Annotated in this window: 13 protein-coding genes; 9 read left to right on the top strand and 4 right to left on the bottom strand. The window is 68.3% G+C overall.

Annotation, left to right across the window (positions count from 1 at the left end; all coding sequences use genetic code 11):
• The first annotated feature begins 91 nt into the window (after nucleotides 1–91).
• From CAL15_RS09855 to CAL15_RS09830, 6 genes are all read left to right on the top strand, one after another.
• Nucleotides 92–775, top strand: a complete 684-nt coding sequence (locus CAL15_RS09855) for a hypothetical protein (RefSeq protein ID WP_157666633.1) — start codon at nucleotides 92–94, stop codon at nucleotides 773–775.
• The gene (gene cpaB, locus CAL15_RS09850) at nucleotides 772–1614 is read left to right on the top strand and encodes a Flp pilus assembly protein CpaB (protein WP_086078429.1); all 843 of its coding nucleotides are present in this window, start codon (nucleotides 772–774) and stop codon (nucleotides 1612–1614) included. Before CAL15_RS09855 ends, cpaB begins: the two co-directional genes overlap by 4 nt.
• Nucleotides 1615–1748: 134 nt before the next feature.
• Nucleotides 1749–3080: a type II and III secretion system protein family protein gene (locus CAL15_RS09845; protein WP_086078428.1), complete on the top strand. Its 1332-nt coding sequence runs from the start codon at nucleotides 1749–1751 to the stop codon at nucleotides 3078–3080.
• Nucleotides 3077–4738, top strand: coding sequence for an ATPase, T2SS/T4P/T4SS family (locus tag CAL15_RS09840; protein ID WP_198299249.1), 1662 nt, complete (start codon nucleotides 3077–3079; stop codon nucleotides 4736–4738). Before CAL15_RS09845 ends, CAL15_RS09840 begins: the two co-directional genes overlap by 4 nt.
• A complete protein-coding gene (locus CAL15_RS09835; RefSeq protein ID WP_086078426.1) occupies nucleotides 4735–5580 on the top strand; it encodes a type II secretion system F family protein in 846 nt (281 codons plus the stop codon). Before CAL15_RS09840 ends, CAL15_RS09835 begins: the two co-directional genes overlap by 4 nt.
• A gap of 12 nt (nucleotides 5581–5592) precedes the next feature.
• Entirely contained in the window at nucleotides 5593–6459 is an 867-nt protein-coding gene (locus CAL15_RS09830) for a type II secretion system F family protein (RefSeq protein ID WP_086078425.1), read from the top strand.
• A 239-nt stretch (nucleotides 6460–6698) separates the two neighbouring features.
• On the opposite strand, the gene CAL15_RS24640 is transcribed toward CAL15_RS09830, so the two are convergent.
• Together CAL15_RS24640 and CAL15_RS09820 are read right to left on the bottom strand one after the other, a co-directional pair.
• Nucleotides 6699–7502, bottom strand: coding sequence for a BPSS1780 family membrane protein (locus tag CAL15_RS24640; RefSeq protein ID WP_232468170.1), 804 nt, complete (start codon nucleotides 7500–7502; stop codon nucleotides 6699–6701).
• A 64-nt stretch (nucleotides 7503–7566) separates the two neighbouring features.
• Nucleotides 7567–8535, bottom strand: coding sequence for a homoserine kinase (locus CAL15_RS09820; protein WP_086078423.1), 969 nt, complete (start codon nucleotides 8533–8535; stop codon nucleotides 7567–7569).
• A 180-nt stretch (nucleotides 8536–8715) separates the two neighbouring features.
• Between CAL15_RS09820 and dusA the strand changes: the two genes are divergently transcribed.
• On the top strand, nucleotides 8716–9705 hold the full coding sequence (gene dusA, locus CAL15_RS09815; protein WP_232468223.1) for a tRNA dihydrouridine(20/20a) synthase DusA: 990 nt from the start codon (nucleotides 8716–8718) through the stop codon (nucleotides 9703–9705).
• Between the two features lie 92 nt (nucleotides 9706–9797).
• On the opposite strand, the gene CAL15_RS09810 is transcribed toward dusA, so the two are convergent.
• Together CAL15_RS09810 and CAL15_RS09805 are read right to left on the bottom strand one after the other, a co-directional pair.
• Nucleotides 9798–10280 (bottom strand): CBS domain-containing protein, encoded by a 483-nt coding sequence (locus CAL15_RS09810; protein WP_086078421.1) that lies wholly within the window; start codon nucleotides 10278–10280, stop codon nucleotides 9798–9800.
• A gap of 26 nt (nucleotides 10281–10306) precedes the next feature.
• The gene (locus CAL15_RS09805; RefSeq protein WP_086078420.1) at nucleotides 10307–11635 is read right to left on the bottom strand and encodes a YihY family inner membrane protein; all 1329 of its coding nucleotides are present in this window, start codon (nucleotides 11633–11635) and stop codon (nucleotides 10307–10309) included.
• A gap of 17 nt (nucleotides 11636–11652) precedes the next feature.
• On the opposite strand from CAL15_RS09805, the gene CAL15_RS09800 reads away from it, so the two are divergent.
• Both CAL15_RS09800 and CAL15_RS09795 read left to right on the top strand, forming a co-directional pair.
• Nucleotides 11653–12024 (top strand): DUF2069 domain-containing protein, encoded by a 372-nt coding sequence (locus tag CAL15_RS09800; protein WP_086078419.1) that lies wholly within the window; start codon nucleotides 11653–11655, stop codon nucleotides 12022–12024.
• A 199-nt stretch (nucleotides 12025–12223) separates the two neighbouring features.
• Nucleotides 12224–13735: a protein adenylyltransferase SelO gene (locus CAL15_RS09795; RefSeq protein ID WP_086078418.1), complete on the top strand. Its 1512-nt coding sequence runs from the start codon at nucleotides 12224–12226 to the stop codon at nucleotides 13733–13735.
• The last annotated feature ends 137 nt before the right edge of the window (nucleotides 13736–13872 follow it).

Below are 13872 nucleotides of genomic sequence, written 5' to 3'. Positions count from 1 at the left end.
GGCCCATCCGGTTCGCGTCCCGCGTCGCCGCGCAACACGGCGGCTTGCGCCAGCGCGTCTCTCGCTGGTGTGCGCGCAGCCGTTGCTGGCCATGGCGGTTCACGCGGCCCCGCCCGCGGCAACGGCGGCCAACGATATCGCGTGGTCTCTGCCGAAGGGCGCCGTCCAGACTGTACTTGCGCGGCATGCCACCCTGTACGGCGCGCCGGCTCACATCACATACTACGAGGCGCCGTCCAGCGTATCGGCAACGATCGCGCACCTGCGCTCGCATCACCCCGAACTCGGCGACCTCACCGTGCTGCAGGGCATGGCGGTGCTGTCGGATCGAAACCCGGAGTGCCTCAGTACGGCCACCGTTACCGGTGTGGGTCCGGCGCGCAGCGCCGGAACACTGTCGCGCGTGTGCTGGCCGGCGGCTCGATCGCAATCGTCGGCTGGCCCCGACTGGCTGCCCGCCGGCGCGCAGCTGGCCTTCGATTTCTCCACGCAGGAAACCGCCGGCCGGCACCGCCAACAGATCTGGCGGCACGCCGAAGCGCCAGGCGTGGTGCGAACCGCGGTGCGGCGCAATCTGCTGCGGTCCGGCTGGACGCCGGCGCCGCTTGACGCCGACGGCACCCAGGAGTGGGTGCGCGCCGCCGTCGTGATGGCCGTGGACATCGTACCGGCGGGATCGGGCAGCGCCATCGTGACGGGTACGCAGTTTGTCCAGATATCGCCCGCGCCCAATGTGCCGCAGGCTCACGTAGCCAGCGGCGAGGAGGCTCGATGACGCTGGCGGGCCTGATGCAGCTGGCTCGGGCGTTCGGCGGCTATCTTTTCGCCGCCGTGGCCGGCCTGGTCGCGGCCTGGGCCGTGCGCGAGCATATCCAGCAGCGCACACTCGAGCTCGAAGCCCAGGGGCGCGTGCCCATGGTGGCGCGCCTCGTGGCCGCGGCCGATCTACCCGCCGGCACGGCGCTTGGCATGGCCAGCCTGGCGGTGCGCGACATTCCCGCCGCGTGGGCCGCCTCCGATTCCATTGCGCCCGAGGCGCTCGACCAGGTCGAGGGCGGTGTGCTCGCCCTGCCGCTGAAAGCGGGCGAAACGGTATTGCAGCATCAGGTGTTGCGCCATGCCCCCGCGCAGCCCGTGGCGGGGCAGTTGCAGGCCGGCCGCCGCGCGCTCAGCCTGCCGCTGTCCGAGATACGGGATCTTCCGCACCCCGTGCGGCCCGACGACCGCATCGATCTGTTCGTGTCTTTCTCGCACGATGGCCGCCAGTTGACGATGCCGCTGCTGCAGGGCGGCAGGGTGATTGCCGTGGACACAGGCGCCGACGGCACGCCGCCCAGCATCACGCTGGACGCCTCCGTCCGCGATGCCATGAAGGTGGTGGCGGCGCGCCAGGACGGCGTTCTCACCGCACTGCTGCGTCCGGTCGAGGATGCGTCCGGCCATGCCGCCGAGGGCGGGGTACACGACCTGCCTGGCATGCTGGGCCTGCGCCGAGCGGCCAGGCCCGCGCCCCGGCAGGTCGACATCATCTATGGCGACCGTGTCGACGTCATGTCGGGCGCCGCATCCGGATCGGCAGGGCCTGCGCACGAGTTCGGAGCGGACTTGCCATGATGCGCACGGGCTCATCCCGATCAGGACGCCGCTGGCGTCACGTCTACGCGGCGGTGCTGGTGACCCTGCCGATACAAGTGCTGCACGCCGAGCGAGCGGTGCAGGCGGCGCCAGGCGGTCGCCCGTCTACGGCGATGCCGGCGGCCGCGCAAGCCGACATGCCTGCCACTGACATCGAACTCGAGGTCGGGGAAAGCCGCGTGCTGGCCGCACCCGGCGCGCACCGGGTAGCGGTGGGCAATGGGCAGGTGCTTACCGCGATGGCGGCGGATGAGCGCGAGGTCGTGCTGTTCGCTCGCCAGGAAGGTACGTCTACCGTGCACGTATGGGCCGGCAAGAGTGCGCCCGTGGCGTACACCGTGCGCGTCTATGCCGCCGGCCTGCGGCGCATGCGAGCCGAGGTGGACAAACTCCTCGAAGGCATACCCGCCGCGCGCAGCGTGCAGGTCGGCGGCAACATCGTCATCGAAGGCAATGACCTGTCCGACGATGACCGTGCGCGCATCGCCGCCCTGGCGCAGCGCTACCCCGGCATTCTCGATTTCACCGGCCAGGTGGGCTGGGACCGCATGGTGCTGTTGGATGTACAGGTCGTCGAACTGCCCAGTTCCCGGCTGCTCGAGTTCGGCGTGCGCTGGGATCCCGCCACTCAAGGAGGCTTGCAGGCAGGCCTTGCGTGGGACGGCGGCTCGGCGGCGCGGGCGCTTACCGAGCGGCCCGGCCAGCCGCCGCTGGCCATGCCGATGCCCACCGGACGCGCCGCCGGATACTTCGGCGTCAATGCCATGCTGGCCGCCAGTCTCGGTGCGCTGGCGCAGCGTGGCGAGGCCGTGCTGCTGGCGCAGCCGCAATTGCTCGCGCGCAGCGGCAGCACGGCCTCGTTCCTGGCGGGCGGAGAGGTTCCCTACGCCACGACCGACCGCGACGGCGGCAGCAACACGCAATTCAAGCCATACGGCGTGTCCTTGCAGATCACGCCGCGCATCGACCGCAACGGCACCATACGCTCGCGCATCGAGGTCGAAGCCAGTTCCATCGATGCTTCCATGAGCCTGCCGTCCGGCCCGGCGCTGCGCACGCGTCGCGCCATGACCGAGTTCAACGTGCGTTCCGGACAGACTCTCGTGCTGGGCGGATTCCTGTCGCGAGAGCGCGCGACCGAGCGCAGCGGCTTGCCGCTGCTTTCCGATATCCCGCTGCTGGGCAGTCTCTTTTCCACCCGCCGCTCGCAGACCCGCGACACCGAGCTGGCCATTTTCGTCACGCCCAGCATCGTCTCGCCCGACTACGCGGGTTTCGACCAAAGCGTACGTCAGGCGCAGGGCGTGTTGCAGCAGGCCTTCCCCGATCCGCCGCAGATTGGCCCTCTGCCGCCAGCCGCGTCGGGCCGCGGCTGGAGCAGTCCCGATGGCGCGGGCTCGCAATGGGTGGTGCCTCCTTACACGCAATCTTCCGGAGCCTTCTGACCATGCTCGAACTGGAACTCACCTTCGAAGATGGAACGCAGCGCCTGCACCGTGGCGCGCCGCCCATCACCATAGGCCGCGCCGCGCATTGCGCCGTACGCATCGCCAATTGGCGGGTGGGCAAGCAGCACGCGACGCTGGCGGTGCGCGGCGACAGCATCGTGCTCGAAGACCTGGGCACGCTGGCGGGCACCATGGTCAACGGCACGCGCATTGCCACGCATGCCCCGCTGATGCCCGAAGACCGCATTCTCATCGGCCCGTGCCAAGTGCGCGTGCGCCTCGATCCGAACGCTGGCGGCGCGACCGATGATTCGTGCGATGAACATGCCGTTGCGCCGGCCGGCGTTGCCGACGCGCAAGCGGAACCGCGCGATCCGATGCAGGACGCCATGGTGCTGCTGCCGTATCACAAGCGCCTGCACGCCGCCTTGCTGCAAGCCCTGGATCTGCGGCGGCGGGACGTGGCCGGCATGAGCGACCAGGCGCTGCGGGCCGAGGCGCAGAAGCTGCTGGACGACCTGGTCGGCCAGGACGGCGACCTGCCATCACATGTCGATCGGGCCCGTCTGTGCCGCGCCGTGCTGGACGAGGCTGTAGGACTAGGCCCGCTGGAATCGTTGCTGGCGGACCCCGGCATCACCGAGATCATGGTCAACCGCCACGACGAGGTATATGTCGAACGCGGCGGCACGCTGGCGCGCCATGCCGCGGTCTTCAGCAGCGAACAATCGGTGCGCTGGGTGATCGAGCGCATCGTCGCGCCGCTGGGGCGGCGCATCGACGAAAGCTCGCCCATGGTCGATGCGCGGCTGCCCGATGGCTCGCGCGTCAATGCGGTGATACCGCCCATCGCCATACGGGGCCCCAGCCTCACCATACGCAAATTCCCCATGCGTCGGCCGCACTTGCCCGACCTGGTCCGCAATGGTTCGCTCGACCCCGCCATGGCGGGACTTCTGATGCTCTGCGTGCGCCAGCGCAAGAACATCGTCGTGTCGGGCGGCACCGGCTCCGGCAAGACCACGCTGCTCAACATTCTTTCCAATACCATTCCCGACGGCGAGCGTATCGTCACCATCGAAGACGCCGCCGAGCTGCGGCTGCATCACGAGCACCTGGTCTCGCTCGAGGCCCGGCCTCCCAACCTGGAGGGCAGGGGCAGGGTGGACATCCGCGATCTGGTGCGCAACGCACTGCGGATGCGGCCCGACCGCATCGTGGTGGGCGAATGCCGCGGCGCCGAAGCCTTCGACATGCTGACGGCCATGAACACCGGGCACGAAGGCTCTCTCACCACGCTGCATGCCAATTCGCCGCGGGACGCTCTGGGCAGGCTCGAGGCCATGACGCTGATGGCCGGCCTGGACCTTCCGCTTGCGGTGGTGCGCGAACATATCGCCTCCAGCATCGACATCCTCGTCCAGCAGGCGCGCCTGTCGGATGGCCGCCGGCTGGTCACGGCCATCGTCGAAGTCACGGGAATGGAAAGCGGCCGCATACAGTTGCAGGAGCTGTTCCGCTACGATCCCGTGCGCGGCTTCGTCGACACCGGCTTGCGACCGACCTTCATGGACGGTTGGCAGGGCGATGGCCCCGACGCCCGCGGCGCGTTGGCCGCGGTCTACACGAATGCCGTGCAGGACGGTTCGGCATGACGTGGCTGGCCTTCGTCATGGCGGGCATGGCGGTGGCGGCGCTGGCATGGCACGCGCAGGCCTGGGTGCGCCCCGCCTTGCAGCGCTACCGACAGGTGTACACCCACGAGGCAGGCGTCAAGCTTGACGAGATATTCCTCTTCATCGATCCGGCGCAGCTGTGGCTCGCGGCGGTCGTGTGCGGCGCGCTGACGGGGCTGCTTGCCTGGGCCGGCACGCAAAGTCTGCTGGCGGCTGCCATCGCCGGCGCTCTGGCGGTGCGCGTACCGGCACGACTGGTCGAAGGCCTGCGCCGCCATCGCCTGCGGCGTTTCGAGCGACAGCTGCCGGCGGCATTGATGTCGCTGGCGGGCGGCTTGTCGGCCGGGGCCAGCCTGGCCGTGGCACTGAAGCACATCGTCGAGCAGAGCGAAGCGCCGCTGTCGCAAGAGTTCGGATTGATGCTGCGCGAGCAGCGCCTGGGCGTGCCGTTCGCGAGCGCGCTCGAGAACCTGCAATCGCGCGTGCCCTCGGATGCGACAGTATTGGTCGTGGCTGCGCTGCGGGTCGCCTCGCAGACCGGCGGCAACCTGGCCGAAGCCCTTGAACGCATCGCCGATACGCTGCGGGCACGTTTGCAGCTGCAGGGCAAGGTTCGCGCGCTGACGGCCCAAGGGCGCATGCAGGCGTGGATCGTGGGCGCCTTGCCCATCCTGTTGGCCGTGGTGCTGAACCGCCTCGAACCGCAGGCCATGGCGGTCCTGTGGCATACGCCGCTGGGCTGGTCCGTGGTGGCCGTGGTGGCCGTGCTGGAAGTGGCGGGCGTGTTGTTGATCCGCCGCATCGTCGATATCGATATCTGAGGACGGGCGTTCATGTTCATCGCCTTGGCAATGGGATTGGCGGGCCTGTGTGCCGCCCTGGCGGCATACGCGATCTGCGTCCCGCTGTGGCGCGGACAGCGGCCGCCGCGCCTCGAGCCGCCCCTGCCGTGGTGGTGGCGGGCCGCGTGGCCCTGGACATCGTGGCTGGCCCGCATCGCCGGACCTCTGCTGTCCTGGCGTGCACGCGCGCGCTGGCAGCGCCTGATGGAGCGCGCGGGCTTGCCGCCGCAGGTAACCGACCGCGACCTGGCCGCGCTGGCGTGGCTGGCTTCGCTTTGCGCCGGTTGCGCCGCGGCGGCGATCGCATGGCGCATGCAGCTCCAGGCGCTCGTGCCTGCGGCCGCCGCGGCGGCCCTGGCCGGCGTGCTGCCGCGCCTGTGGTTGCGCCGAGTGGCGATCCACCGTCGGCTTCGTATAGACCGCGACATGCCGTTCGTGCTGGACCTCATGACGCTGTGTGTCGAGGCCGGGCTCGGCTTGCACGGCGCGCTGCAGCAGTCCGTGCAATGCGCGCCGCCCGGGCCGTTGAAGGAAATCCTGGGCGGCGCGCTGGCCGATATGCGTGCCGGCATGGGCCGCACGGCGGCGCTGAAGGCCATGGCGGCCCGCAGCGGCAGTTCTTCGCTGCAGGCCTGGGTGGCGTCGCTGGCGCAGGCGGATACGCTGGGAATGAGCTTGGGGCCATTGATGCGCGGACAGGCGGCGCAGTGCCGGGCCGACCGTTTCCAGCGCGCCGAGCGCCTGGCCATGGAGGCGCCGGTGAAGATGTTGTTGCCCTTGATCGGCTGCATCTTTCCCTGCACCTTCATCGTGCTGGGCTTCCCGATAGCGCTGCAACTGTTGCCGGCCCTGGGATGACTGCCATGGCGACCTCGCTGCCCGCCGATCGCCTGCGCCTGCTGTCCCTGGGCACACCGTGCGCCCGGCTGCTGGGCCTGCTGCCGCGCAGGCGGCCGCCCGGGCCACGCAGCGGCGTCTTGCTGCGCCCGTGCCGGGGCGTCCATACGGCGGGGATGGCCTACGCCATCCAGGTGGCCTTCATCGACCGCAACGGCCGGGTTCTGCGGGTGAGGACGCTTGCGCCCTGGCGTGCGGCCCTATGCCGTGGCGCCGTCGCGGTCGTCGAGACCCGTGCTGGCGTCATCGCTGCCGAAGATGGTGGTATAGGCCGGATAGAAGCTGCTGTACAGCACGCCGCCCGCCGCGATGTTCACCGGCATCTGCAGCGCATTCATCAGCGGCGCGGGCAGGCCGGCCGCCACCAGTAGACCGGTAGCCAGGTCGATAAACATGAAGATCAGCGCCCACGCCACTCCGTACACCAGGAAGGCCCACTTGTTTCGCCAGCAGGCCACGCCCGAGAAGAACAGCGCCTGCGTCATGCGCAGGCCATGCCACGCCACCAGCACCGGCGCATGCCAGAAAAGGGCCGCGATGGGCAGGTACAGCAGGGCGAACAGTATCAGGGGCTCGCGCATGGCGGCCAGCATGGGGCCGATGTCCTTGCTGGCCGTGGCCAGGTTCACGCCCTCGGCGATATTGCCCGCGAAGGGCAGCACCGCGACGATCTCGGCGGCCAGCACCGCGGCCGCGTACAGCATGCCCATCATCGACAGCTTCTTGAACACGCCGGGCCGCTGCAGCGGCTTGGGCCACATCGACGGCAGCATGGTGCGTCCCGCTTCGATGTGCTTGGACGCCGACAGGCTCATCAGCGCCACGATGGGCATCAGAACGGGCAGAAGCAACGGCCCGATGGGCAGCGTCAGCGCCGCGAACAGCACGAACAGTCCCACCACCATCGACCAGGTGAACATGGCCAGCGGCTGCTTCAGGAACAGCTGCAGGCCAGTACGTATCCATTGCCAGCCGGCGCTTGCGGGTAGCGATGCTGCTTGCATGAGTCTTCTAATGAATGAGGTATGCGAAGGCGCGCGTCATGTTCGATTATGCGTATGCCCGGGCTCAGGGCAAGGCGGGCAGGGCGCCACGGTGGCGCGCCAGCAACACACGCTCGAAATGTCGCGGATCGTGCGGCTTCAGCGTCTGCGCCGGGCGCGGCACGTAGAAATCGTACAGGCGGGACACCCAGAAGCGCAGCGCCGCGGCCCGCAGCATCAGGGGCCAGGCCTGGCGCTCATCCTCCGTGAACGGCCGCTGGGCCGCATAGGCGGCCAGCCATGCCTGCGCCAGTCCGGGCACGAACTCGCCAGTGTCGCGCACGATGCACCAGTCATTCACGCTGACGGCCACATCGAACAGCCAGGTGTCGCAGCCCGCGAAATAGAAATCGATGATGCCGCCCATGCGCGGCGCCTCGAACGTGCCGGCGAACAGCACGTTGTCGCGGAACAGATCGCAATGGGCGGGACCCGAGGGCAGCGCGCGCCAGGTGGCCGTTGCGGCCGCTTCGGTCTGCGCGGCCAGTTCGTTCTGCAACAGCGCGGCCTGGTCGTCCTGCATGAAAGGCAGCACCTTCGGCACGGTCTGCTGCCACCAGGCCAGGCCGCGCAGATTGGGCTGGACCAGCGCAAAATCGCGCGCGGCCAGGTGCGCGCGCGCCAGCGTGTCGCCGGCCAGGCTGCAGTGGGCCGCGCCCGGCGCAGGTTCGTAGCCGCCCGGCAGACGGCTGACGATGGCGCAGGGTTTGCCATGCAGGCTCGTCAGACGGGTGCCGTCGCGCAGCGTCTGGGGCTCGGGCACCGGAATGCCGCGCTGGGCGAGGTGGTGCATCAACTCGATGTAGAACGGCAACTGCTCTTGCGTCAACACCTCGAACAGGGTCAACACGTACTCGCCGTGAGTCGTATGCAGGAAATAGTTGGTGTTCTCGATGCCGGCCGTGATGCCGCGCAGCGACACCAGGTCTCCCAGTTGGTAGCGCGTCAGCAGCGCGCGTGCGTCATCGTCGGATACAGGAGTGAATACGGCCATTGGCGAAAGCGGAGGGGTTTGGCGGACGCGCAAGCCGCACCCGGAGCGGCTCGCGGCGCAATTTTAGACTACGCCGCACGGGCGCCCGCGCACGGGCCGGCTCGCCGTAAAATACCGGCATTCCCGCGTTCCCCCGAGCAATTCTTGGACTCCTCCGACTGGCGGCTCTGCGTCGCCCCGATGATCGACGTCACCGATCGCCATTGCCGCTTCTTTCACCGGCTTCTGGCGCCGCGCGCACGCCTGTACACCGAGATGATCACCACCGGCGCCCTGATGCACGGCAATGTGGCGCGTCACCTCGACTTCGACGCGGCCGAGCATCCCGTGGCCCTGCAACTGGGCGGCAGCGAACCCGACGCGCTGGCGCAGGCCGCGCGGCTGGGCCGTCAATGGGGTTACGACGAGATCAACCTCAACTGCGGCTGCCCGTCCGAACGCGTGCAGCGCGGCGCCTTCGGCGCCTGCCTGATGGCCGAACCGGCTCTGGTGGCCGATTGCATCAAGGCCATGCAGGACGCCGTGGACATCCCCGTCACGGTAAAGCACCGGCTGGGTCTCGACTACGACGACTCGTACGATTTCGTGCGCGACTTCGTGGGGCACCTCTACGAAGTGGGGTGCCGGGTGTTCGTCGTCCATGCCCGCAATGCCGTACTGAAGGGCCTGTCGCCCAAGGACAACCGCGAAATCCCGCCGCTGCGCTACGACGCGGTGCGCCGCCTGAAGCAGGATTTTCCGGATTGCGTCATTGTGCTCAATGGGGGGCTGGCCGACGCAAGCCAGTCGCTGCAAGCCGCCGAGGACTTCCATGGCGTGATGCTGGGCCGTGCCGCCTGGCATACGCCGCGCGTGCTGTCCGAGGTGTCGCTGCGGCTGTGGCCTGCCACGCGCCTGCCCACCGACGCACAGGTGGTCGATGCCATGACCCGCTACGCCGCCGACCAGGTGGCCGCTGGCGTGCCGCTGAGGGTGATCGTACGGCCCATGCTGGGCCTGGTGAACGGACAGTCGGGTGCGCGCCGCTGGCGCCGCATGTTGTCGGACCCTCGGCAGTTGGCCGCCAACGATCCCGGCCTGATCTACGAGGCGTGGCGTACCTTGCATGGGCCCGACCGCGACCGCCGCGACTTCGAGCCCGACGTCGAACCGCCGCTGGCGGCTGCGTAATCCCCTATCGATCCCGATCGATCCCTATCGGTCCACTCGGCCCCGCCTGGTGCGTCGCGCGCGCCCCGGCTTGCCGCCAGCGCGGGCGAGCTTCAGGACCTCGACTGCTCGGCCTGCTCGCTTTCGTTCTCGCTGCTGTCCATGGGCCAGTCGCGGATGTAGGCCTTCAGCATATTGTTCTCGAATTGCTGTGCGGCCACGATGGCTTGCGCCATGTCGTAGAACGAGATCACGCCCAGCAGCGTGGGACCGTCCATGACCGGAATGTAACGCGCATGTTTCTCCAGCATCAGCCGCTGTACTTCGTCGGCGCTGGTGTTGGGCGTGACGCTGACCGGCGCATCGTCCATGATGGCGCGGATGGTGGTGTTGCCCAGCGCGCCGCCGTGCGTGTGCATGTGGCGGATGATTTCGCGGAAGGTCAGCATGCCCACCAGCATGCCGGCCTCCATGATGACCAGCGAACCGATGTCCTGTTCGCTCATGGTCTGTACGGCCACTGTGACCGGCGTGTCGGGCGATGTGGTGTATAGCGCGTTGCCCTTGACGCGCAGAATCTCGCTGACTTTCAACATGGCTTCCTCCTTGGGAACTCGCGTTCCTACTTCTTGCCCGCTTCCAACGTGACCACGGCCGCAGCTGGCCGCGCCGTGGCGTCATTCGCCGTATTGTGCGCCTGTCCGGCGAGTTCTTCCAGTGAAGGAGGCGTGCTGCAAAGCACACTCGCGACAGCGGCCGACAGGGCGGGGTCGTCCCGGACGCGCCGTTGGCGCCGGTCGAGGAGGAATTCGTCGAACACCGGCGCCAGCGTGGTGGTGCGCGGGTCGCAGGCCAGGATCCAGCGCTGGTCGGCGGTGCGCGCCACCAGGCCCATGTCTTCCAGGCCGTCCAGCACGTCGTTCAGCTCGTCATGGTTGAGCTGCAGCTGCTTGACCAGCTCGGCGGTGCTCAGGCCGACAGGCGCGCCGCCCTGCGCGCGACGCAGCGAGCGCAGCACATTGACCGCGTCGATGAAGGCCGCCCCGGCCTGGCGGTTGATCTCCCAGCGCCCCAGCCGGATCAGCGGCAGGCTGGCCGCCACGGTGGCGCCGAACAGCACCGCCAGCCACGAGAGATACAGCCACAACAGGAAGATGGGCAGCGTGGCGAACGCGCCGTAGATGACCGTATAGGTCGGGAAGCGAGTCAGGTAATAGGCGAACGCCGACTTCATCACTTCAAGAAGGAGGGCGGTGCCATACCCGCCCACCAGGGCGTCGCGCCACAGGATCCTGCGGTTGGGCACCACCACGAACAGCGCCGAGAAGGCCAGGCCCGACAACAGCAGCGGAATGAAGGAAATGGCCAGGCTGACGATCTCGGGCACGTCCTGCACCAGTCCCATCGATTCGCGCGCCACGAACGAGGTCGCCCACAAGCTGGCTCCGGCCGCCAGCGGCCCGAGCGTGATCACCGACCAATAGACAAGCACGCGTTGCGACAGTGGTCGCTGTCGCTTCACATGCCAGATGTCGTTGAACGACTGATCGATGGTCATGATCAGCAGCACCGACGTGACGATGAGGAAGGCGCCGCCGATGGCGGTCAGGCTCGATGCTTGCTGAGCGAATTGATTCAGATACCCCATGACGTTGTCGGAAACCGATGGGGGCATCAGGTTATGGCTGAGGAAGTCCTCCAGCGCGACGCGGAATTCCTGGAAAAGGGGAAAGGCGGTGAACAGGGATAGCGCCACGGCCAGCATCGGCACGATCGCCAGCACGGTGGTGAACGTAAGGCTGGACGCCACCTGCAGCAGCTTCTGTTCTTCGGCTCGCTGCGCGGCGAAACGGAAAACCTTGCCCAGGCGGGCCAGCCAGGTCTGGCGCCGCGAGCTGGGAGGGCGGGCCTCCTCGTTGACGCCAGGGGCGCGCTCGGCCGGATGCTTCATCAGGCGATAATAGCAGCATGACTGTCGCATTGAACCCGACCCTACGCCGTGTGGCATCGGTCGCGCTGGTGGCCCTGTTGCTGCTGTGCGTGGCCTGGGAACTCTTCCTGGCACCGATACGCCCCGGCGGATCGTGGCTGTTCCTGAAGGCCCTGCCGCTGGCCTTCCCCCTGCGCGGCGTACTGCGCGGCGACGTATATACCTACCAGTGGGCGTCCATGCTGTCGCTGCTGTACCTGATGGAGGGAGTGGTCCGCGCCATGTCCGACCCGCAACCCGCCTCGGCCGCCCTGGCCGTCGTCGAGATCGCGCTGTCGGCCACATTCTTCCTCGCCGCCATCTGCTACGTGCGCCCCGCCAAGCGCGCAGCCCGAAGGGCGGAAGCATGAGCGTCGCCCGGCCGTCCGAAGACGCTCATGCCGCAGCCCGCAGGGCGGAGGCCGCCACGATACGCGTCGCCCGGCCGTCCGAAGACGCTCATGCCGCAGCCCGCAGGGCGGAGGCCGCCATCACCTGTGTCGCCCGGCCGTCCGAAGGCGCTCATGCCGCGGGTGTCCTTATCGTTGCCCTCCGGGCGAAGGCAGTCCAATGACCACTTTCAGCCGTTCCGATCCGCACACCCCCGGCCCTTGTGCCCGTACTCTGCACGACCTCCAGACCGACAATTCCTTTGCCGCGCTGCCTTCGGCCTTCTACACCCGCCTGGCGCCGCGGCCCTTGACCGAGCCGCGCCTGCTGCATGCCAATGCCGAAGCCGCTGCCCTGATTGGCCTGGATCCGGCCGTGCTGCACACTCCGGAATTCCTGGCGGTGGCGTCGGGCATGGCGCCGCTGCCCGGCGGCGACACGCTGGCGGCCGTCTACAGCGGACACCAGTTCGGCGTCTGGGCTGGCCAGCTCGGCGATGGGCGCGCGCATCTGCTGGGCGAAGTGCGCGGTCCGCGGGGCAACTGGGAGCTGCAGCTGAAGGGCGCCGGCCGCACGCCATACTCGCGCATGGGTGACGGCCGCGCCGTGCTGCGGTCTTCGGTGCGCGAGTATCTGGCGGGCGAAGCCATGGCGGGGCTGGGCATTCCCACCACGCGCGCGCTGGCCCTGGTGGTTTCCGATGACCCCGTGTTGCGGGAAACCGTCGAGACCGCCGCCATCGTCACCCGCATGTCTCCAAGCTTCGTCCGGTTCGGCTCGTTCGAGCATTGGGCATCGTTGCGCCAGACCGACATGCTGCAGACACTGGCCGATTACGTCATCGACCGTCATTACCCCGAATGCCGCGACGCGCAAGGCGAGCACGGGGCGCTGCTGGCGCTGCTGGACGAGGTGACGCGGCGCACCGCGCGCCTGATGGCCGACTGGCAGTCCGTCGGCTTCTGCCACGGCGTGATGAACACCGACAACATGTCCATCCTCGGCCTGACGCTGGATTACGGTCCTTATGGCTTCATGGACACGTTCCAGCTCGGCCACATCTGCAATCACACTGACACAGAAGGGCGGTATGCCTGGAATCGCCAGCCGTCGGTGGGCTTATGGAACCTGTACCGGCTGGCCGGCGCATTCCACGCCCTGGGGGCGGACGCCGAGGCGCTGCGCGGCGTGCTGGACGGCTATGAAACGGTGTTCACGCAGGCCTTCCAACAGCGCCTGGCCGCCAAAGTCGGCATCCAGCAGTGGCGGTCCGACGACGAAGGACTGCTGGACGATCTGTTGCGTCTGATGCACAACGGCCGTGCCGACTTCACCCTGGCATTCCGCCGGCTGGCGCTGGCCGTGCGGGGCGAGACGCAGCCGTTCCTCGATCTCTTCATCGACCGCGCCGCCGCCGGCGAATGGCTGACGCGCCTGCAGGCGCGCCACGCCGCCGATGACATGCCGCCCGAGGCGCGCGCCCAGGCCATGGACCGCGTCAACCCCCTGTATGTATTGCGCAACCACTTGGCCGAGCAGGCCATACGGGCCGCGCAGCAGGGAGATCCGGGCGAGATCGACACTTTGCTCCAACTGCTGCGGAACCCGTATGTGGCTCAGGCGGGTCGCGAAGCATACGCCTCCCTGCCTCCCGATTGGGCTGCCGGGATCGAGGTCAGCTGCTCGTCTTGACGCGCGTACCGAGCCGTGTGAACGCGTCGCGGCACGGGTAGCGCGGAGAAGTAAATGGAAAACATTTGATAAATGTGCCATTTGGACGTAACCAAATCGGAGATAATTCGGCTGCACCCGGCGGGTGCGAGTGCTAT

This window comes from Bordetella genomosp. 13, assembly GCF_002119665.1.
Lineage (GTDB): Bacteria > Pseudomonadota > Gammaproteobacteria > Burkholderiales > Burkholderiaceae_B > Bordetella.
This window is presented reverse-complemented; position numbering and strand designations above follow the sequence as displayed.